This is a genomic window from Desulfitibacter alkalitolerans DSM 16504 (assembly GCF_000620305.1).
Lineage (GTDB): Bacteria > Bacillota > DSM-16504 > Desulfitibacterales > Desulfitibacteraceae > Desulfitibacter > Desulfitibacter alkalitolerans.
Genome location: NZ_KK211103.1, coordinates 259,822 through 280,214, shown reverse-complemented (window position 1 = coordinate 280,214; position 20,393 = coordinate 259,822). Strand labels below are relative to the sequence as shown.

The 20,393-nt window shown below is 39.7% G+C and carries 18 protein-coding genes, 3 tRNA genes and 1 riboswitch; of the genes, 19 read left to right on the top strand and 2 right to left on the bottom strand.

The window, feature by feature from the left end:
- Window positions 1-8 precede the first annotated feature (8 nt).
- The 7 genes from thyX (at window position 9) to K364_RS0117890 (ending at window position 3,354) form a co-directional block, all read left to right on the top strand.
- On the top strand, window positions 9-755 hold the full coding sequence (gene thyX / locus K364_RS0117920; RefSeq protein ID WP_028309167.1) for an FAD-dependent thymidylate synthase: 747 nt from the start codon (window positions 9-11) through the stop codon (window positions 753-755).
- A gap of 23 nt (window positions 756-778) precedes the next feature.
- Complete coding sequence (rlmB, locus tag K364_RS0117915) at window positions 779-1,513, top strand: 23S rRNA (guanosine(2251)-2'-O)-methyltransferase RlmB (RefSeq protein WP_028309166.1); 735 nt, start codon at window positions 779-781, stop codon at window positions 1,511-1,513.
- Window positions 1,514-1,537: 24 nt separating this feature from the next.
- Complete coding sequence (locus K364_RS0117910) at window positions 1,538-2,050, top strand: NYN domain-containing protein (protein ID WP_028309165.1); 513 nt, start codon at window positions 1,538-1,540, stop codon at window positions 2,048-2,050.
- Between the two features lie 211 nt (window positions 2,051-2,261).
- Entirely contained in the window at window positions 2,262-2,906 is a 645-nt protein-coding gene (gene sigH, locus K364_RS0117905) for an RNA polymerase sporulation sigma factor SigH (protein WP_028309164.1), read from the top strand.
- A gap of 96 nt (window positions 2,907-3,002) precedes the next feature.
- Window positions 3,003-3,088, top strand: a tRNA-Tyr gene (locus tag K364_RS0117900).
- A gap of 31 nt (window positions 3,089-3,119) precedes the next feature.
- Window positions 3,120-3,195, top strand: a tRNA-Met gene (locus K364_RS0117895).
- An 83-nt stretch (window positions 3,196-3,278) separates the two neighbouring features.
- Window positions 3,279-3,354, top strand: a tRNA-Thr gene (locus tag K364_RS0117890).
- 275 nt (window positions 3,355-3,629) lie between these two features.
- On the opposite strand, the gene K364_RS0117880 is transcribed toward K364_RS0117890, so the two are convergent.
- Both K364_RS0117880 and K364_RS0117875 read right to left on the bottom strand, forming a co-directional pair.
- A complete protein-coding gene (locus K364_RS0117880) occupies window positions 3,630-3,956 on the bottom strand; it encodes a hypothetical protein (RefSeq protein WP_028309163.1) in 327 nt (108 codons plus the stop codon).
- 147 nt (window positions 3,957-4,103) lie between these two features.
- Window positions 4,104-5,042, bottom strand: a complete 939-nt coding sequence (locus tag K364_RS0117875; RefSeq protein WP_028309162.1) for a universal stress protein — start codon at window positions 5,040-5,042, stop codon at window positions 4,104-4,106.
- Between the two features lie 273 nt (window positions 5,043-5,315).
- Here K364_RS0117875 and K364_RS0117870 point away from each other — a divergent pair, with 273 nt between their 5' ends.
- The 12 genes from K364_RS0117870 to K364_RS0117815 all read left to right on the top strand — a co-directional run bounded on the left by K364_RS0117870 (window position 5,316) and on the right by K364_RS0117815 (window position 20,389).
- Window positions 5,316-7,712, top strand: a complete 2,397-nt coding sequence (locus K364_RS0117870) for a glycyl radical protein (protein ID WP_028309161.1) — start codon at window positions 5,316-5,318, stop codon at window positions 7,710-7,712.
- Between the two features lie 4 nt (window positions 7,713-7,716).
- Entirely contained in the window at window positions 7,717-8,679 is a 963-nt protein-coding gene (locus K364_RS0117865; RefSeq protein WP_028309160.1) for a glycyl-radical enzyme activating protein, read from the top strand.
- 25 nt (window positions 8,680-8,704) lie between these two features.
- Complete coding sequence (locus tag K364_RS0117860; protein WP_035270056.1) at window positions 8,705-9,355, top strand: GntR family transcriptional regulator; 651 nt, start codon at window positions 8,705-8,707, stop codon at window positions 9,353-9,355.
- Window positions 9,356-9,541: 186 nt separating this feature from the next.
- Window positions 9,542-10,567 carry a PTS sugar transporter subunit IIC gene (locus K364_RS0117855; protein WP_028309158.1) on the top strand — a complete coding sequence of 342 codons (1,026 nt, stop codon included), beginning with the start codon at window positions 9,542-9,544 and terminating at the stop codon, window positions 10,565-10,567.
- A 275-nt stretch (window positions 10,568-10,842) separates the two neighbouring features.
- The gene (locus K364_RS0117850) at window positions 10,843-11,982 is read left to right on the top strand and encodes a glycerate kinase family protein (RefSeq protein WP_035270053.1); all 1,140 of its coding nucleotides are present in this window, start codon (window positions 10,843-10,845) and stop codon (window positions 11,980-11,982) included.
- The gene (locus K364_RS0117845; protein ID WP_028309156.1) at window positions 11,982-13,031 is read left to right on the top strand and encodes a uroporphyrinogen decarboxylase family protein; all 1,050 of its coding nucleotides are present in this window, start codon (window positions 11,982-11,984) and stop codon (window positions 13,029-13,031) included. Before K364_RS0117850 ends, K364_RS0117845 begins: the two co-directional genes overlap by 1 nt.
- 27 nt (window positions 13,032-13,058) lie before the next feature.
- Window positions 13,059-14,096: a TRAP transporter substrate-binding protein gene (locus K364_RS0117840; RefSeq protein WP_051534191.1), complete on the top strand. Its 1,038-nt coding sequence runs from the start codon at window positions 13,059-13,061 to the stop codon at window positions 14,094-14,096.
- Between the two features lie 30 nt (window positions 14,097-14,126).
- Window positions 14,127-14,651 (top strand): TRAP transporter small permease, encoded by a 525-nt coding sequence (locus tag K364_RS0117835; protein ID WP_028309154.1) that lies wholly within the window; start codon window positions 14,127-14,129, stop codon window positions 14,649-14,651.
- A gap of 43 nt (window positions 14,652-14,694) precedes the next feature.
- Window positions 14,695-15,984, top strand: coding sequence for a TRAP transporter large permease (locus K364_RS0117830; RefSeq protein WP_051534190.1), 1,290 nt, complete (start codon window positions 14,695-14,697; stop codon window positions 15,982-15,984).
- Window positions 15,985-16,121: 137 nt separating this feature from the next.
- Entirely contained in the window at window positions 16,122-17,297 is a 1,176-nt protein-coding gene (locus K364_RS0117825; RefSeq protein WP_028309152.1) for a CdaR family transcriptional regulator, read from the top strand.
- A 243-nt stretch (window positions 17,298-17,540) separates the two neighbouring features.
- A riboswitch (glycine riboswitch) is annotated at window positions 17,541-17,617 on the top strand.
- A gap of 139 nt (window positions 17,618-17,756) precedes the next feature.
- Window positions 17,757-19,013: an FAD-binding oxidoreductase gene (locus K364_RS0117820; protein ID WP_028309151.1), complete on the top strand. Its 1,257-nt coding sequence runs from the start codon at window positions 17,757-17,759 to the stop codon at window positions 19,011-19,013.
- Window positions 19,010-20,389 (top strand): FAD-binding oxidoreductase, encoded by a 1,380-nt coding sequence (locus tag K364_RS0117815; protein ID WP_028309150.1) that lies wholly within the window; start codon window positions 19,010-19,012, stop codon window positions 20,387-20,389. The genes K364_RS0117820 and K364_RS0117815 overlap by 4 nt, the downstream gene beginning before the upstream one ends.
- Window positions 20,390-20,393 lie beyond the last annotated feature (4 nt).

Here is a 20,393-nt window from a genome sequence, read left to right as displayed (position 1 = left end):
GAATTATTATGGGAGAAACCAGCTTAAATGTAGCTTTAATCAAATATACGTCAGAGCCTGAAGAAGTAGTAGCCCTGGCAGCAAAATTATGCTATTCGCCCCTTGACATTCATGAACTGAAGGGAGGCCTGGTTCCAGGTGAGCTTGAGAATTTCATAAGTAAGATACTATCCCTGGGTCATTTATCTACAATAGAGCATGTATCCTTTACCTTTGGCATTGAAGGAGTATCCAGGGCACTGCTGGCCCAGATCACAAGGCATAGAATAGCAAGCTTTAGTGTAAAGTCACAAAGATATGTATCGGAAACAGCAAATGATGAAGAAACCTTTAATTACATAATACCGCCACGTATAAAGGAATTAGGTGAGAATTATGTAAGCCAATACATTGCACAAATGAAGCAGATGCAGTCATGGTATAACAAATGGTATGAAATCCTGGGAGGAAAAAATTCTGGAGCGGAGGAGGATGCCAGGTTTATTTTACCCAATGCTGCAGAAACTAAAATGATTCTAACCATGAATGCTAGAGAGTTATATCACTTTTTTAAACTTAGATGCTGCAGCAGGGCCCAGTGGGAAATAAGGGAGCTGGCCTGGCAAATGCTTAAGGCTGTTAAGGAAGTAGCTCCAAACATCTTCTCCCAGGCAGGACCGAGCTGTGTTACTACAAAGTGCCCTGAAGGAAAAATGACTTGCGGCAATAGAGATCAGGTATTATCAAGATACCAGTCACTTCAGGTAAAGTCTTAACCTTTGACACGGAGGTATACTAAATGAATGAAGCCATTGCAGGAAAAAATTCTGTTTTAGAAGCACTTAGGGCAGGGCGCGAGATCAATAAAATATTTTTAGGTGAAAGTGTCACCAGGGATAGGGTTTTCAAAGAGATTATAAATATTGCAAAAGCTAATAAAATTCCTGTTCAAAATGTTGCTAAAACAAAGCTTGATGATCTTGCTGAAACAAATAAACACCAGGGTATTGTAGCCATGGTAGCTGTTAAGGAATATGTGCCCCTGGAAGAGATTGTGCATAGAAAACCCTTGTCAGAAGCCCCTGTAATATTAATGGTTGATGGCATAGAAGATCCCCATAACCTTGGCGCAATTATTCGAACCTGTGATGCAGTAGGTGCTGCGGGAGTGATTATACCTAACAGACGCAATGTGGGATTAACAGGAATTGTAAGCAAGGCAAGTGCCGGTGCCATAGAATATGTGCCTGTGGCACGGGTTACCAACCTGGCCCAGACAATTGTTGTATTAAAGGAAATGGGCTTCTGGGTTGTTGGCTGTGAAGCAAAGGGTGAAAAGACAATCTATGAAGTTGATTTGAAGATGCCCCTTGTGCTTGTTGTTGGCGGAGAGGGCAAGGGCATTAGCCGCCTGGTTCAAGAAAAATGCGATTTTTTAATAAGATTGCCCATGGTTGGTAATATAAGCTCCCTGAATGCATCTGTAGCAGCTTCAATATGTTTGTATGAAGCCTTAAAACAAAGAATATTTTAGGCATGGCAATAAGTAGGTGATGTGTTGGAAGAATATCTAATTATAGATGGCTATAATATTATAAATAGCTGGCCTTTATTAATAGAACTAAAAAATGACAACCTGGAATTGGCCAGGGATAAACTAATTGAAATGCTGCAGAATTATCAGGGAATACAGGATATAAATATAATTATTGTCTTTGATGCCCACCTGTCTGATGCTAAAATGCGAACAGTCTTTAATCAGGGCAGGGTGCAGATTTTTTATACAAAGGCAGGAGAAACGGCTGATGCATTGATTGAAAGAATGATTAGTGAAATTCCCTCACGCAGTAAGATCACAGTTGTAACCAATGACTGGAATGAGCAGAGAATTATCCTTGGAAAAGGTGCTTTAAGGATGACGTCTAGGGAGCTTATGCACAGGTTAACTGCTGCAGAAGAAATAATTAATTCTAAGTCCAGTAATTCACCCATAAAGATTAAATCCATAGAAGATAGACTTGAGTTGCAAATTAAAAAAAAGCTGGAAGAATGGCGGCGCAAACCACGTTGAGGAAAATAAAGTTGATTTTAGAAGCATTTTAATGTATAATTATGGCGTTGAGATGGACAAACTAATTTGTTTGCCTCCGTGAAAGTTTTTGGCAAGTTGTGTACAAGACTTGCGTATAGTTGTGATGAGGGTATTTATAAATGAATATACTTTTAGAGGGTATTTATTATAGAAATACCTTTTTATTTAAACTTCAAGTGGAGGCGATGCCATGAGTGTAAATGCTCAAAGCGATATGTATCTTAGCTACGAAGTTTTGGTTGATGAAGACATTGTGGAAATTGCTCAGGCAGGAGACGATGCAGCTCAAGAGTATTTAATTAATAAGTACAAGAATTTTGTAAGGGCCAAAGCCAGGTCGTATTTTTTGATCGGAGCCGACCGGGAAGATATTATTCAAGAAGGCATGATTGGTCTTTATAAAGCCATTAGAGATTTTCGCTGCGACAAGCTCTCATCATTTAGGGCTTTTGCTGAACTGTGCATTACCAGACAGATTATTACAGCTATTAAAACTGCCACAAGACAGAAACACATTCCTCTGAATTCTTATGTATCTCTTAACAAACCCATTTATGACGAAGACTCTGACAGAACATTGCTAGACGTTATTTCCGGCTCCAAAATTACCGACCCGGAAGAACTAATTATTAGCCAGGAAGAGTTTGGTGATATTGAGGAAAAAATGGGCGAGATCTTAAGTTCTCTTGAGTGGAAGGTTTTAATGTCATATTTAGAGGGCAAATCCTACCAGGAAATAGCATACGAGTTGAAAAGACATGTTAAGTCCATTGACAATGCCCTTCAAAGGGTCAAGAGAAAGCTAGAAAGATACCTTGAAAAAAGGGAAGCTTAAACCATAAATTGCCATCATATTTTTATTGACTTAATTCTAGCAGCATGATATAATAACTTTTGTCAGTCAACGAGAAACAATGACTGACATTTATATGGAGAGGTTCCCGAGTTGGCCAAAGGGGGCAGACTGTAAATCTGCTGGCTCAGCCTTCACTGGTTCGAATCCAGTCCTCTCCACCATATTTAATTTAATAGCATTAACAACATTCGTTGCGGGGTGGAGCAGCTGGCAGCTCGTCGGGCTCATAACCCGAAGGTCGTAGGTTCGAATCCTTCCCCCGCAACCAATTTTTATTTTAAGGCATTTTAGCGGGGACATTCCCCGATTCCAGAATCTAGCTATAATGGGGTGTGTCCTCTTTCATTATGCGCCCACATAGCTCAGCAGGCAGAGTGTCGCCATGGTAAGGCGAAGGTCGCCGGTTCAAGTCCGGCTGTGGGCTCCATTGAAATCAAAGGATTTTAAGTTTTGGATAATCTGCAAATTATCCAATGTAATGCAATTGTAATGTAATTAGGAATGTTTTCTTAACAAACCGTCCATTTTATGGGCGGCTTTTTCTTTTTTCTTAGGCGTTACATGAGCGTATATATTTGCTGTTGTTTTTATATCTTTAAGCCTTAACCCATGGAGTTTTATGTTTTCACTTAGTTCAATCTTAGATAGCACTTTCTTTGGAAGTTTTTAGAAAACATATATGTCCCCTTAAACCTCCAAGGATTATTTAATTATTTTCTTTAGGATAAATTCATCGTGTTTTGTTACCTCTGCTTCAATACGGTCAAGCTTATCTGAATTCTGTTTAAATCCATCAAATAGGGCTTTTAGTTTATCCCCATGGTCATGTTCTATTTTTAAGACAACTTTTTTAACATCCTTTAGTTCGTTTTCTAAATTAGTTATTCTGTTATCCAAACTGTCTATTCTGTTATCCAAACTGTCTATTTTACTATCTACCTGCTGGAACTGCTTGTCTACCTTTTCAAAGCCTTTCTGCATTTCAATGTAAAGCTTTTCCATTAAATCATAAATCTTCTCACTATCCATTAACGATTATCCTCCTTTAGAATTGAGTAGAATTGAGGGTCAGGCTTGACAAATTGACATTTTATAATGCAGGGATATAGCAAATTACTAACAATCCGGCTTTTAGATAAACTAAAAGCCGGATTGTTATAGATGTAAACTTTGCTCTTAGGACTTTGCTGGTATAAGCAGCACTGGGATTGGGGAGTAACGGGTTACCTGCAGGCTTAGGCTTCCCATAAACAATTCTTTTACAAAGCCCTTGCCCTGGCTTCCCATTACTACAAGGGATAGATCCTTATTATCCTCAATGGTTTTCATAATCACATCAATAGGCCGCCCCTTGGCAAGCTGGTAATCTACATTGGCAGCTCCAGCAGCCTCTAACTTGGTTTTTATAGACACTAAATCATTCTCAACTGCTTTAGTGTTTCTATCTTGAATATCCTTGATTACTTTAGGATCTAATTCAGGAACTGAGTGAATTAAACCGTCAATATCTACTGTATCCTGTACATGGAGTATAGTAACTGGTACCTTTAAATCTCCAACAAGTTTTTCTACATAATCTAGTGCCCTTACTGCTGTTTTTGAAAAATCAGTTAGGTACAATATGCGATTAAACATTCTTTTGCAGGCAAGGGTGACTTCATCCTTGCTTATTGTAGTCTTAACTAGAAAGACAGGTATCCTTGTCATGGTAAGGACTTCAGAGGATACACTTCCTATAGTAGCTCTCTTTAAAATTCCCTTGCCATGGGTGCCCATGAATATTGCAGATGCCTTTTGCTTTTCTGCCTCCTCTGTTATTACCTGGGAAGGTATACCATGAACAGTTTTTATAACTGTTTTAATGCCGGCTGCATCTAAAATACTTCTCTGGTTTTCTAGCTTGTCCAATATAGCTTGTGAAGTAGGATGGTTCTCATCTATGATAGGTTTTAATCTTTCTAATTGAACCTCTTCAGTTTCAAAAGGAATAGTTTCATAAACTACATGCAGCAGCAGTGCCTCTTCAACTCCTGCGTTTTTAAGTTGGCCCACACAATTAATTAGAGCATTAGATGCATCTGATAAATCACTACAAATTAATAGTTTTTTAAACATACTAATCCCCCCTTGTTTATTTATTATTTGCCAAATTCGATAAATTGGCACCAAAAACCTTTTTCTTCACAAAAAATTTAAAAAATCTTCAAAATTGCTTTATCATTGTGTCAGGGGTTAGATGAGAATTTTTAATATGAATTGACATATGTATGATAGGGTGATATAAATATTTTAGGATCCCAAAATAAAAATTGGGTCCCAAAAAAGACCAAAAGGTCTAAAAACTAAAATTGTGCGTCTGGACATTAATAAATAGTGGAGGTGGTTCATATGTCTGATAAAGGGCAGCAGCCAGGGTATATGGAACGTATAAAGCGACTTAAGAATAGAGTCCTCGAAACCCGCCCAGAGATGGACCTGGAAAATGCAAGGATACTTACTGAGGGTTTTAAAGAGGCTGAAGGTGAACCGCTAGTGGTACGAAAAGCTAAAGCCTTCCGTAAACAATGTTTGGAAAAAACTGTAACCATATGGGATGATGAGTTGATTGTTGGCTGTTCTGGAAGCAAGATACGAGCTGGCATCTTGTGTGCAGATTCCTGTTGGTCAGTACTTAATGATGAATTGGAAACAATTAGTGAGCGCAAGTATGATCCCTTTTATCTCAAACCTGAGGATCGAAAAGTTTTCGAAGGGCAGATCAGGCCATATTGGAAAGGCAAATCAAATTATGAAGAGTGGCTTGCCCAGATTCCTGATGATACCCGTGAATTGCGGGATAATGGAGTGGTTTATATTGACCGTAAGGCTGTTCGAGGATGGGGAGAAACCACTGCCGGTTATGAATGGCTTATTAAAGAAGGGATAGCTGGAATAATAAAGGTAGTAGAAAAGAGGAGAGCAGAACTGGATATAACCATACCTGGCCATTACGAGCAGGACTACTATTTAAAAGCCCTGCTCATTGTGGCCGAGGGTATAATGAAATTAGCCGAGCGCTATGCTGCTGAAGCTGACCGCCTGGCTTCCATAGAAGAGGACCCTCAGAGAAAAAGAGAGCTCCAGGAAATAGCACAAATATGCCGTTATGTTCCTGCAAATCCTGCAAGAACCTTTAGAGAAGCCCTTCAATCCTTTTATCTCTATCATATATGTATTTTTATGGAACAAAATGCTGCCAGCTATAACCCGGGAAGAATGGATCAGTATCTCTGGCCTTACTACAAGGCCGATCTAGATGCTGGGCGTATTACACCTGATGAGGCCCAGGAGCTTCTTGATTGCTTGTGGATAAAGTTTAGTGAGCCATGCCTTTTCCAGGATGCAACCACGGCAGAGTTTGCCGCAGGGTATCCCATGTTTCAGAATGTGTGTGTTGGAGGTGTAGATCATACCGGCAGGGATGCAGTAAATGACCTTTCCTATATGATTCTCCAGGCAACAATGGATGTCCAGTTATACCAACCATCACTTTCAGTACGTTATAGCTTGGCCAAAAACCCCAACTCCTTTTTGAGAAAGGTTGTTGAACTGGTGAGCCTTGGAACAGGTTTTCCAGCGTTTCATAATGATGATCTGGGAATTATGATGCTTATGAACAAGGGTATTCCCTTAAGAGAGGCCTTAAACTGGAATCCCTGCGGATGTGTGGAAACCAACCTTGAAGGAAGATTGCGTCAGTATACTGCCCTTGCAGATATTAATCTGGGCAGCATGGTTGAATTTGCCCTTTTAGATGGGAAAAATAGAAAAAGCGGGAAATACATTTCTGCAAGAACCGGCAGCCCACTTGATTTCAAGACATATGATGATTTTCTTGCAGCAGTAAAGACCCATATAAAATATGCTGTAAAAGCAGTAGTAAAGGGAAGCCATGTCATAGACGAAATTGGTATGAATCGCCCATGTCCTGCCCTTTCATTGACTTTTAAAGAGTGCATCCAAAGGGCAAAGGATTATGCCTGGGGCGGAGCAAAATACAATACTGGGAATGGAATTATTCTTATTGGTGTGGCCGACCTTATCAATAGCCTTGCAGCAGTCAGGTATATTGTTTTCGAGAAGCAGCAGGCTACCATGTCAGAACTATTAGCTGCCTTGGACAAGGATTTTCAAGGGTATGAAAGGCTTTACAAGCTATGCCTTGATGCTCCCAAGTATGGAAACGACGATCCCATGGTAGATGATATAGCAGGGGATATGTTTACTTTTATTGCAGATGAGATTGAACAATACAGCAGCAAATATGGCCGTATGACACCTGGCATCTTGCCTGTTTCTGGAAATACTCCCTTTGGCCTGGAGGTTGGCGCCCTTCCATCTGGGCGCAGAGCCTGGAGTCCCCTTGCTGATGGGGTTAGCCCCAGTGGAGGTACAGATTTTAACGGCCCTGGTTCCGTCCTCAAATCAGTTGCAAGAATTCCCCATGCTAGGTTTGTCCAGGGGACATTGTTAAATATGAAAATTGAGCCAGCAATGTTAAACACGGAAAATGGAATAACCCAGATGATGAATTTGCTCAAGAGTATGTGCAGCCTTGGCGTATACCATGTGCAGTTTAATGTAATTGATCAGGAAAAGCTGATTCGTGCCCAGCAATACCCTGATGAATATAAAGGGCTGCTGGTTCGTGTGGCAGGCTATACAGCTTATTTCGTAGAATTGGGTAAGGATGTGCAGGATGAGATAATTGGACGTACCATACACCATGGGATTTCTGTGGGGTGAACTAATGAAGCAAACCAATACGATGATGGGGACTGTTCTAAGAATTGAACGGTCATCCATCCATGACGGCCAGGGCTTGAGAACGGTGGTTTTCCTAAAGGGGTGTCCTCTAAAGTGCCTCTGGTGTTCAACTCCTGAGTCCCAGAGTCCCGATCCTGAACTAGGATATGCTTGTAATAGCTGTGTGGGATGTGGTACATGTGTCGCATCCTGCCCCGGGGGAGCTCTTTCTAGCACAGAAGATGGTTCAAAAATAAAATACACAAGCTCAAGCTGCAGGAAGTGCTTTCATTGTGTCATAAACTGTCCGCGTAATGCTTTAAAAAAGTATGGCACCTGTATGTCCGTAGAAGAAGCAGTGCGTGAAATTACAAAAGATGAAATATTCTTTTTTCATTCAGGAGGCGGTGTTACTTTAAGTGGTGGTGAGCCTTTAAGCCAGGCAGATTTTGTATCGGAAGTCTTACGAAATTGCAAGGGGCTAGGAATTCACACTGCCATGGAAACCAGCCTTCAGGCCTCCTGGGAAAAGGTAAAGTCAATTTTACAGTGGCTGGATGTTATCTATGTGGACATCAAGCATATGGATCCGCAGCAGCATAAAAAGTTGGTTGGCACTGATAACTCTTTAATTCTTGATAATCTTCGAAGGATTGACCAGTCGCCTTATCCGGTGCATGTAATTGTGCGTGTCCCAATGATCCCTGGCATCAATGATTCAGATGCCAATCTAGCAGCAACTGCTGGGTTTTGCAAAAATCTCAAAAAGCTTAAAGAAATAGAACTGCTGCCTTACCATCGCCTGGGAATGGAAACTTACAGGCATCTTCAATTAGAGTATGCCTTAAAAGATATAATGCCGCCATCACAGGAGGAAATCCTGGAACGAGCTAAATTTTTGTCCCTGCAAAAGCCTGGTGTTCCCATAAGGGCAGGTGGCGGATTTATCAAGGACAGTGGGAGGTAACAATATTTAGTTGTGGAGTGATATAATGGGAAGTCCAGATACAGGTCAGTCCCTTATGGATATGGCCTATGAAATCATCAAGAAAAGAATAATAAATCTGACTTATCCGCCTGGTTCATCTCTAACAGAAGCAGGCCTAGCCCAGGAATTACAAACCAGCAGAATGCCCATTCGTATGGCAGTCAGGCGTTTGGAAAATGAAGGGTGGCTTATTGCTGACTATCGCAAAAAAATTCGGGTTAAAGACATTACCAGGAAGGATGTTTTAGAAATATATCAAATCCGCAGCCTTTTGGAAAGTAATGCACTGGAGATGATATTTGATCTAAAAAAAACCTGGGAATACTCCCATAGAATTGAAGAGAAGGTTGTGCGCATTAAGGCTTCTCAAAAAGATCTCTATGAATGGGAGCTGGCTGATACTGAGATGCACATGGAAATTGTCAGCATTTATGAGAATGAACGGATTAATCGCATCTACAGAAGTAATCAAGATGAACTAATTCGTATTGGTCTAATGTCCCAAAAAAGAGAAGGACATGTTGAAGAGATTATAGCTGGCCTCTACAAATTTGTGGAAGCAATTCGACAGGAAAATCTGTCAGAGGCCATGGAAATACTTCGCAGGGACCATCTTGAAGCCGGGCAGGAACTGGCTCTGGCCAAGGTCTTTTAAGAGTAATAAGTATTTTAATTATGAATGCATATAAAAATCAGGCAATGAGAGTCTGATTTTTATTGTTTCTGTTGGCAATATGAAGGATAATGTAAATTATTAAGAAGAAAGAGGAAAAAAATAATATATATGATGGTATTTAGTATCCTAAAGTTAGAAAAATAGAGAATGGGAGGTTAGTAATTAATGACCGAAAATGCAGGCATCTCAGGTTTTCTAAAGAGAAAAAATATTGAATTTACAATAAAACGCTATGGTGTTGAAGCATTGGGTGCCATGGCTCTGGGGCTTTTTAGTTCTTTAATAGTGGGTTTAATCCTTAAAGTGTTGGGGGAAAGAACAGGATTGGAGATTTTAATTACTTATGGAACAAGTGCCATGGCAATGGCAGGTCCGGCAATTGGGGTGGCAGTTGCTTTTGGTTTAAAAGCCCCTCCCTTGGTTTTGTTTTCCTCTACTGTTACTGGGATGGCTGGTTATCAATTAGGTGGGCCTGCAGGCTGTTTTGTGGCGGCAGTTATTGGTGCTGAGTTTGGGAAGTTGGTTTCCAGGGAAACGAAGATTGATATTATTATTACACCTATTATGACAATTATTACAGGCGTTGCTGCCGGTACATTTGTTGGTCCTGTAATTGGCCAGTTAATGTCTTCCTTGGGAGTACTTATAATGAAAGCAACTGAGTTGCAGCCTGTCTTAATGGGGACTATAGTATCTGTGTTAATGGGCATGACTCTTACCCTGCCTATTTCTAGTGCTGCTCTGGCTATTATGCTGGATTTAAGAGGAATAGCTGCTGGGGCGGCTACTGTAGGTTGTAGTGCACAAATGATTGGTTTTGCTGTGGCTAGTTTTCGTGAAAATGGATGGGGTGGTATAGTATCACAAGGTTTAGGGACTTCCATGCTCCAAATTCCTAATATTGTAAAAAACCCACTAATATGGATACCACCCACCTTAGCCGGTGCAATTATTGGGCCATTATCCACCACTATTTTCCGTATGGAAAATGTAGCAGCTGGAGCAGGAATGGGAACAAGTGGGCTTGTGGGACAATTTGGAACCCTGGATGCAATGGGCTTTAGTACAACTGTTCTTTTGAAAATAGGACTTCTGCATTTCATTTTGCCCATAGTCTTGACCTTGGCAATATCTGAATTTATGCGAGGGAAAGATTTGATTAAGCTTGGTGATATGAAGCTGCATAATTAGCAATAATAAACCGCCAACAAAGTGTTTAAAAACTTTGTTGACGGTTTTTGTTTGTAAATACAATTCTCAAAAACTGAATTTAGAATTAGAACATAGGCATTGAAAGTATTAATAATAATATTTACATTATTTTATAATTGTGCAATTAGCAAGAAAATTTAGAATTTTACACTTGTTATCTTATGCAATGTGCTGGAGGAAAATATGCATCCAAGCCAAAATTAATATATAGACTTTTTAAATTATTTAAAAAATATTAGCCTGCAGGTGGAGTGATGAAAAAAATTGTTATAGCATCAAGTGGTTTAATGGATTTATTTACGTCATATGATGTGGCTTCTTTGATAGAACTAGGCATTAAACAACAGCATGCTTATGCTTCAGTTAGAAAATTCATGATAACTGATGGAGATTCTGGTACTGCAGAAGCTCTGGTCAAAGCAAGGGGAGGAATGCTTTACCATGAACAGGTAACTGGGCCCCTTGGTGAACCTGTGAGAGGAAGCTATGCTCTATTAAATGATGGAGAGACAGGTGTTGTGGAAGTAGCATCTGCCTCAGGAATGTCTTTAATAAAAGATTATAGAAACCCCATGTACACAACATCTTACGGAACTGGAGAACTAATCTCTGCTGCCGTACAGCAAGGATGTAAGAAAATATACGTAGGATTAGGAGGTTCTGCAACTAATGATGCAGGTGCTGGTATGCTGCAGGCCCTGGGAGTTAGATTGTTAAATGCAAGGGGGGAGCAAATACCCAAGGGAGCAATAGGACTAAAACAATTGGCTGCAATTGATGTTTCAAAGGTATCCCGACAAATAAATAATGTAAGTTTTATTGGTTTATGCGATGTAAATAATGCCCTATGTGGAATAACGGGCACATCTTTTTCCTTCGCAATTTATAAAGGAGCTTCACTTGAGGCAGCAAAAGTATTAGATGAAACCCTGCTGAATTTTGCTTATGTAGTAGAACGCCAGCTTGGGAAAAGGGTTAAGGATATTCCAGGAACAGGTGCAGCAGGGGGAATAGCAGCTGGGCTTATGGCTGTTTTGGGAGCAAGGCTGTGTAGTGGAGCTGAAACAATTGCTGATTTATTAGAAATGGAAACCCTGATGAAAAAGGAGCACATTGATTTAGTAGTAACGGGCTGCGGCAAATTACCAGACAGCAAGGTTAACAGCAGTATTCCCAAAGTAATAGCCAGATTATCAAAAAAATATAAAATACCAGTTCTAGGTATTATGCAGGAAGGTATGGAGGAAGATCCAGGTATTGTGGACATGGAGAAAACTGCATTTTTTCCAGTTTCCAAAAGCCTGCTAAAAAGACAAATTGAAAATAGTATTGTTAATTCAGTTAAAAAAGCAGTGGAAGCAATAAAATATGGAGAAAGCGGGAGGTTGGCTTGATGAATGTAGTAGACAGATTAAATAAAGCTATGAATTTTGAAGAAACCTATCCAGTACCTGTAGCCCTATGGGATGTGGCACCCTGGATGCCAAGTATGTTTGGTGTTAATTGCAAGGAGTATTACTTAAATCCAGACATTAAATTAAATATATTAACTAAACTGCAGGAGACTTTTCCAGAAGCAATTTTGTTTCCGGGAATATTCCCTGACTATGGAGTTGTAGTTGAAGCCTCGGCATATGGCTCAGAGCTATTATGGTTAGATGACGATGCACCTTATGCCCATGGATGCATTCATGAAATAGATGATATTCTAAAATTAAAGCAAATAAATCCCAATACTGATGGTTTGATGCCAAGGGTCCTGGAAGAATGGTCATATTTGAGGAAAAATGCCAAGGCTTTTTTAAGTAAAGACTATGGATATTTTGAGGGACACGCCTTTATCATTGGACCAGTGGAAACTGCAGCGATGCTTAGAGGGTATGACAAATTTTTTATTGATTTTTTTATTAATACTGCCATGGTTCATAAGCTATTAGATATTGTTACAGAGGGATTAATAAGTTGGATAAAAGCCCAGGAAAAATGCAATGGAAAACTATCTAGACTGTTTGTTGTTGACCATGTAAGCACCCAGCTTTCGCCAGCCCACTTTGATGAGTTTTTTATGCCTTATTTAAAGAGAATATTCCAAGAATTTAATTATGCCAATTTAAGGCTCTGGCATAATGAGGGCAGGTCAAATCATGTTTATGACAAGCTGACTCAAATAGGTTTCAATATTTATAACTTTGGAGCTGATCCTGTAGCTCAAATCAAAAAGGCAGTGGGCGATAAATTATGCTTGATGGGAAATTTAGACCCTGTTAAGGTAGTCCAGAAAAAATCTTATCAAGAAATATATGATTGTGCTGTTGAGGCTATAAAGCAGGGAGGGAATGGTGGAGGATTTTTATTATCTGGTGGAGGAGGTTTAGCGCCCAAAACAAAAGTAGAAAATGTAAGAGCCATTATTGATGCTGCACAAAATTTCAAGAGAAATTAAGACTAAATTCAGGGAGGTTGTTTATAAATGAGAGGAAATATGCTAAAGGCAGTTGTATTGGCATTAGTGTTGAGCTTAGTAGCATTTTTGGCTGTTGGTTGTGGTGGCAAGGACAATAACGCTGACAGTGGTAGCAATAATGATGAAAAAAAAGTAACCCTGACCTATGGTGGAATCCAGTCAACGGAAGATAATGCTACAAAGGCAATGTACAAGATGGCGGAAATAGCTAAAGAAAAAAGCGGCGGAACAATTGAAATACAAGTATATCCCGCTTCCCAGCTTGGAGATGCAATCAGTCAGATTGAAGGAGTTATGATGGGTTCTCAAGACATGTTTATTGATGCAGCTTCATTCATTGCCCAGTTTGTGCCTGACAAGCAGGTAGACAGTTTATTCTTTGCCTTTTCCAGCGAAGAGCACTTTAAAAAGTATCTAAATAGTGAATTAATGACCAGGGTTGAAGAGACATTTTTACAAGAAAGAAATGTTAGGGTTTTAAATCAGGGATATTTAAGAGCTCCCCGTGTAATGGTTTCAAATAAACCAATTAACTCTATAGAGGACATGAGTGGGCTCAAAATGAGGGTGCCAGAGATTAGAACATATCTTGAGTCAGTGCGTGCACTAGGAGCAAGTCCAACTCAGATTGCCTGGGGTGAAGTGTATCTAGCCTTATCCCAGGGAGTAGTAGATGCGGCCGAAGGCCCATTGGATGCAGTTTATTCAATGAAGTTTTATGAAGGGGCACCTTATGTTACAATGACTAACCATATTCGAGATAACCTGGCAGTTTTAATAAATGAAAACAAATTTAACAGCTTAAGTGATAATCAAAAGCAGGTCTTAATTGAAGCAGCTGCTGAAGCAGGGCACTGGTATACTGAGCAGGTAAGCAGTAATTTAGATAAAGTAGTAGAAAACTTAAAAAATGAAGGAGCAATAATCATCGAAGATATTGACGTTGAGCCCTTTGTTGCCCTCATGTTTGAAGCAGCAGATAAACTTGAACAAGAAGGGGTTTGGAGTAAAGGATTGTTCAAGCAAATTCAAGAATTAAAATAGAGTGCCTCTATACTGGCAGGGGGGATAATAGTGAAAAGCTTAAAAAACTTACTAAAAAAAATAATAGAAGTTGGAGCACAAATACAGGTTACCTTGGGAGCATTTTGTTTAGCTTTAGTTATAATAACCATTACTACTGGTATAATTAGTCGCTATGTTTTTAACTCTCCATTTGCCTGGACTGAAGAGTTAGGGGTATTCCTATTCGTTTGGATAGCTTTCCTTGGGGCGGCTGTTGCAGTTGCAAAAAACAAGCATGTGGCAATAGATTTATTGCCACAAAAGCTTTCCCCAAAAACTGCTGTTGTATTAGAGTTTATTCTAAACATTTTTATTTTAGTGTTTTTAATTGTAATGATCTTTGGAGCTTTTAAATTATATGGAGCTACAGGAAGGCACTTTAGTGTGGCCTTAAATATACCTAGAAGTATATATTACTTGGCTCCTCTCACCTCGGGAATATATATGGTTTTAGTGTATATTTACCGAAATTTAGAAATTCTCGAAAAAGGCAGTACAGCAGTTCAACATGGTTCCAGAAGTGCCGAATTATAACCTGTAGAAAAGCAGGGATGTTCCAGGGAGAGGAGGTTATATTTTGACTATAGTATTGGTACTAATATTTTTATTTCTGCTCTTTATGATTTTAGGTGCTCCCATTGCTTTTGCCCTGGGAGTTGCCTCCTTAAGCTATCTTATATTAAATCCAGCTGCACCTATAGAAATCATTAGTCATAGAATGACCGGATCGCTTTTTAGTTTTATTTTACTAGCATTACCAGCATTTTTGCTTTCAGGTAGAATGATGAACTGTGCCGGTGTAACTGATAGGATTTTTGATTTTGCCGTTGGCTTGGTTGGTCGTTTTCCAGGGGGAATTGCCCATTCCAATGCGTTAGCCAGTATGTTGTTTGCTTCAATGTCTGGTACAGCTATTGGTGATACTGGGGGATTAGGGCAGGTTGAATTAAAGATGATGAAAAAGGCAGGGTACACTACTGATTTTGCATCAGGACTTACTGCTGCTTCTGCAGTAATTGGACCTATAATTCCTCCAAGTGTTGTAATGGTTGTCCTGGGTGCTACAGCTGAGATTTCTATTGGAAGGCTCTTCCTGGCTGGCATAATACCTGGTATATTGTGCGGGCTTAGTATTATGGGTTTAGTTTACTGGAGAGCCAAATATACTGAAGAAGGAAGAAGCTGGCCTATTACAAGGGTACCCTGGGGGCAGGTATTAAGAGCCTTTCTAAAGTCTTTTTTCCCCTTGTTGACGCCAGTAATTATTTTGGGAGGAATATTACTGGGTATAGTAACTCCCACAGAAGCGGCTGTCTTAGCTATAAACTATGCCATAATACTGGGTATAGTTTACAGAGAATTAACCCTTAGGAAGTTATGGGATACATTAAAAGAAGCTGTGGAAATGACAGGAGTTTTCATGTTCATTTTCGCAATTGCAGGTTTCTTTAGCTGGATATTAACCCTGGGCGGCCTGCCGCAGCTAATAGCATCTACATTAACAGGTATTACAACAAGCGAGGTAGGGCTGCTCATTATTATCGCCTTACTAGCTTTAGCTGTAGGAGCATTCTTGGATACTACTGCTGCTATCCTGCTCATGACACCAATCATACTACCAGTAGTGCATATGGCAGGTATTGATGTTATTCACTTTTCAGTAGTTTTTATATTGGCATTAGTAATTGGAATTATCACGCCACCCTTTGGCATATGTCTTTTTGTAATGAGTGATGTGGCACAAATACCAGTTTCTAGAGTTACAAGAGCTGCACTTCCATATTTAATACCATTAAGTATAACATTATTATTAATTATTTTATTCCCGCAGCTTTCCACATGGATACCCTCACTATTCTTTAAATAAATAGAATAAAGCCATGGAAGAAGCCTCTCCTTTAATAGAATTAATTATCCTGTAAAATTTTTAAAGCTAAAAAACTGCTTTAAAAGGATTATTTATAATTGCAAGGAAAATAATAGTCATATTAAAGGAGGGGTATTATGCTGTTAAACCACGAACTGGCACAAGAAATCGTTGATAAGACAATGAAAATTATCAAAATTAATGTTAACATTTTTGACGACAAAGGCTATATAATTGGTTCTGGGCAAAAAGAGCGTCTGAATACCTTTCATGAGGGTGCCTATGAAGTTATAGGAACTGGACTTAGTGATGAGTTTCCCCTGGAGAAAGCAAAAAAATACAAAGGCGTTCAACCGGGAATCCTGTATCCCATAGAGTTTAATAATAAAATAATTGGAGTAGTTGGGATGACAGGTGATCCGGAAGAGATTAGAAATTATGGTGCCCTGGTTAAAATGACTACGGAAATGATGTTTAGACAGGATTTTTTAACAAAGCAGCTTAGAGCTGAAAAAAATGCTCGGGATAACTATATAAAAGATATTATACTAGGACAATTCGGTTCTGATCTGGATTCTTTTATTGAGCGAGGCCGCAACTTTGAGATAGATGTTCTTTTAGAAAGGCAGGCTGTTGTAATTGACCTGGTTAGTGGCCAGAATAACAGAAGCTTATTGAGCAGTGAATTGGAAAGACAAATACATAGTGATGAAATTCTAAGGATTTTAGAATACCAGTTTTCGCACAAGGAAAACCTTATTGTATATATGGGCAGCGGAAGGTATGTAGTTTTAAAAAGAGTGGATGATAAGCAGCGCAGCAAAGCTGCATTTATAAAAAGCATGAATGAGCTGTCTAATAAATTAGGTGAGCATAATTTTAATGCTGTAATAGGAATTGGTTCAACGCAGATCCACTGGCTGAATCTGAAGGCCTCCTATGTAGAAGCATGTGACGCAATTAAAATTGGCATGAAGGTGAATGATGAAGCAAAGGTATTTCATATTCAAGATTTGTTATTAGAAAAAGGCCTGGACACAATGGATGATAATATAAAGAGCAGTCTGATTACTTCTTTTTTGGCAAATGCTGAACATATTGAAGCCAAGCAGCGGCAGGAGATGGAAAAAACATTAATAGCTTTGTTCGACAGCAACTTAAATGTTAGTGAGGCTGCCAAGAAGCTATTTCTTCACCGCAACTCCCTAACATACAGGCTAAAAAAGCTGTCAGAATCTACAGGACTTGATCCATTATCCTTTTATGATGCTGTAAAGATTTACACAGCTTTAATACTAAGCAGGTTAAAATGATAGGGTTGGGTTATAGTTGAATGCTGAACTCTTAATCTGCATTTATTTTTATTATGTTAATTGTAATACATATTAATAGTAAAACTCTTGACATTTTTCAGAAATGTAAACTACAATGAAATAAACAGAATATTAAACGGATGAAAGGGTTGGGAAATTGGTGAATTGTGCCAGCCGAAGGGGCAAGAGTCTATGGCTTGAAACTCTCAGGTTCACAAGTATATACGTGATGGGACCAGCTCGGGACGTGCCTCTGGAGAGACTTGTAGTGCAAGCGCCGAAGGATTAACTCTCTCAGGCAAAAGGACAGGGGAAGGCAAAAGAAATGGTATGCAGAATACGAAGTACTTTGTGTATTTGCCTTTTAGTCCTAAATTCAGGGGTCAAGGTGTACAGCCTTGATTTTTTTATTTTAATAAAAATCAAGGTTCTTATAACTATTTAGCGAGGGGAGATACAATGGAACAAAGCCTTGGTAATCAGTTAATTGCTGTTGTGGGAAAGGAAAATGTGGAAGAGAACAAAGGCAAGGTGGTGGTTTATCCAGCAAACACAGATCAGGTTAGCAGTGTGCTTAAGCTGGCCTCTAATGCTAACGCCCAGATAACCATCAGGGAAAAGCCCAATCATGATCTGAGTGAGGAAAATGCAAAAAAACTGGTCCTTGATTTAAGTAAGCTTAATGCACTAATTGAAATTGACAGGGATAATGTAACTGCAGCTGTGCAGACAGGAATGACCCTTAATAGCTTGCAATGGCAGCTCCTGGAACAAGGCTTTTATTTTCCGCCTGTGTCTATTTGGGATTATGACAGTTTTTTGATAACAGCCCTTGCCAACAACACCATAGGCTTTAATTCTGCCAGATATGGCAGGTGGAGAGAATTTGTCCTGGGCATGGAAGTTGTTTTATACTCAGGCGAGGTAATTGTCCTTGGTGGTAAGATTATCAAATACGTTTCTGGCCTTGACTTGATGAGCCTTTTCATTGGCTCCAAAAATCAATTAGGTATAGTCACCAGGGTAATAATTCGCCTGCTGCCTAAACCTGAGGCAAGAAAGATGTTAATATGCGGATTTGATTCCTTATCTGATGCCATTGGTGCTGCCCAGAGTCTTGCAGCCAGGAGGTTAGATCCAGCTCGCAATGAGGTAATTACCCCTGGGCTGGCAGGAAAAATTGGACTGCCAGGGATAAATCCTGGTCAAACAGCAGTCTTAACTGAGCTAGAAGGCTTTGCAAAATCACTTGATCGTCAAAGGGCAGAAGTTGAAGTTGCTTATAAAAAGTTTGGAGTAAAATCCATTGCAGTTATTGACCAGGAAGATGAGAGTAATCTTATCTGGCAGAAATATTTTGGGGCTGCTGACCTTTACAAGGGGCAAACCTCTTATGATATAAATGTGCTTCCCTCCAAGCTGGAAAGCATGGCTCAATTCCTGGAGAATAAAACTAAAGAGTTAGGCCTGGAGCTTGAGTTAATAATTCACAGCGGACTGGTTAATATTGATCTTTTTGTGGAGGGTGATACCAACAAGCTGGAGGCTTTTGACCAGGACCTGCTTAAAACTGTTCGTATGCTGGATGGCAAAATAGCCCATGAAAAAATTGGAATTGGTTCACATATCAAAACAATAGATAAATTGGAACATGGTCTGCGTGAGCTTTTTGCCCCTAAACAACTATTGTTGAGTAAGGAAGGTGGTTTAGTATGATTTCATCAGCTCTCATGGAAGAACTAAAAAGTATTGTAGGGCCAAAAAACGTCTTGTCAAAAAAGGATGAGTGCTTTGACTATGGTTATGACGCCACCTTAACAGAGTATTCTGCTGATGCAGTGGTCTTTCCAACTAGCACTGAAGAAGTTGCACAGATTATAAAGCTGGCAAACAAGCACTTACTTCCTGTAATATCAAGGGGAGCAGGAACAAACCTTAGCGGTGGCACTGTACCTCATAAGGGAGGTATTGTATTAAATTTAACAAGGATGAATAGGGTGTTGGAAATAGATACCCAAAACAACCTGGCTGTAGTTGAACCAGGCCTTGTTAATGCTGATTTTCAAGAGTTTCTTGCTCCTTATGGATATTACTATTCACCGGATCCAGCCAGTATGAAGGTATGTACAATAGGAGGCAATGTTGCAGAAAATGCAGGTGGTCCAAGGTGCTTAAAATATGGTGTTACCAGAGAATACATTAGAGGACTGGAAGTGGTTCTGCCTTCAGGTGAAGTGGTTGTTACAGGAAGTAAAAATAAATTTACCAATGATGGATATGACTTAACCAAGCTGATGATAGCTTCTGAAGGTATTTTAGGAGTGTTCACCAAAATAATAGTGAGCATTACACCAATATGGGAAGCTAAAAAAACCATGCTGTGTTCCTTTGATAGAATAGAGGATGCCAGCAATACTGTTGCTGATATTGTTGGTGCAGGTATTGTTCCAACTACCCTGGAAATGATGGATAATTTGTTAATTAACTGTGCTGAGGACCACACAAAGGTAGGCTTGCCAAGGGATGCCGCAGCCATATTGTTAATAGAAGTGGATGGTTATAAAGAAGACCTGCCTGGGCAGGTGGAAACAATACACGGGGTGTGCAAAAAAAATAATGTTCGAGAATTTAAGGTGGCGCAGTCTGCTGCAGAGGTTGATCAGCTGTGGCTTGCAAGAAGAACTGTAATTGGGGCCGTTGCCCGCAAGAGGCCATCCTACTCACTACAGGATGTTACAGTCCCAAGAAATAAAATGCCGGCTATTGTAAATAAAATAGTGGAGATCTCCCAAAAATATAACTTGCCCATAGGAGTTCTGGCCCATGCAGGTGACGGAAACCTGCACCCCCTTGTGCTCTTTGATGAGAGAGACAAGATAGAGGTAGAAAAGGTTCACCATGCTGAGGGGGAAATATGCAAGGCTGCTCTAGAACTTGGCGGTACTTTAAGTGGGGAACATGGTATAGGTACTCTAAAGCTGCCGTATCTTGAGTGGGAGTTTTCCAAAGAGGCAATTGAGCTGATGAAGGGGATAAAAAGGCTGTTTGATCCAAACAACATTTTAAATCCCGGAAAAGTTTTGGGGGTGTAAAACT

Coding starts and splice junctions, on each gene's coding strand:
- K364_RS0117850 (WP_035270053.1), top strand. CDS start 10,843: ATGAAAAAAATTGTTATAGCATCAAGTGGTTTAATGGATTTATTTACG.
- K364_RS0117860 (WP_035270056.1), top strand. CDS start 8,705: ATGGGAAGTCCAGATACAGGTCAGTCCCTTATGGATATGGCCTATGAA.
- K364_RS0117840 (WP_051534191.1), top strand. CDS start 13,059: ATGAGAGGAAATATGCTAAAGGCAGTTGTATTGGCATTAGTGTTGAGC.
- K364_RS0117845 (WP_028309156.1), top strand. CDS start 11,982: ATGAATGTAGTAGACAGATTAAATAAAGCTATGAATTTTGAAGAAACC.
- K364_RS0117820 (WP_028309151.1), top strand. CDS start 17,757: ATGGAACAAAGCCTTGGTAATCAGTTAATTGCTGTTGTGGGAAAGGAA.
- K364_RS0117880 (WP_028309163.1), bottom strand. CDS start 3,956: ATGGATAGTGAGAAGATTTATGATTTAATGGAAAAGCTTTACATTGAA.
- K364_RS0117855 (WP_028309158.1), top strand. CDS start 9,542: ATGACCGAAAATGCAGGCATCTCAGGTTTTCTAAAGAGAAAAAATATT.
- rlmB (WP_028309166.1), top strand. CDS start 779: ATGAATGAAGCCATTGCAGGAAAAAATTCTGTTTTAGAAGCACTTAGG.
- thyX (WP_028309167.1), top strand. CDS start 9: ATGGGAGAAACCAGCTTAAATGTAGCTTTAATCAAATATACGTCAGAG.
- K364_RS0117870 (WP_028309161.1), top strand. CDS start 5,316: ATGTCTGATAAAGGGCAGCAGCCAGGGTATATGGAACGTATAAAGCGA.
- K364_RS0117865 (WP_028309160.1), top strand. CDS start 7,717: ATGAAGCAAACCAATACGATGATGGGGACTGTTCTAAGAATTGAACGG.
- sigH (WP_028309164.1), top strand. CDS start 2,262: ATGAGTGTAAATGCTCAAAGCGATATGTATCTTAGCTACGAAGTTTTG.
- K364_RS0117815 (WP_028309150.1), top strand. CDS start 19,010: ATGATTTCATCAGCTCTCATGGAAGAACTAAAAAGTATTGTAGGGCCA.
- K364_RS0117875 (WP_028309162.1), bottom strand. CDS start 5,042: ATGTTTAAAAAACTATTAATTTGTAGTGATTTATCAGATGCATCTAAT.
- K364_RS0117825 (WP_028309152.1), top strand. CDS start 16,122: ATGCTGTTAAACCACGAACTGGCACAAGAAATCGTTGATAAGACAATG.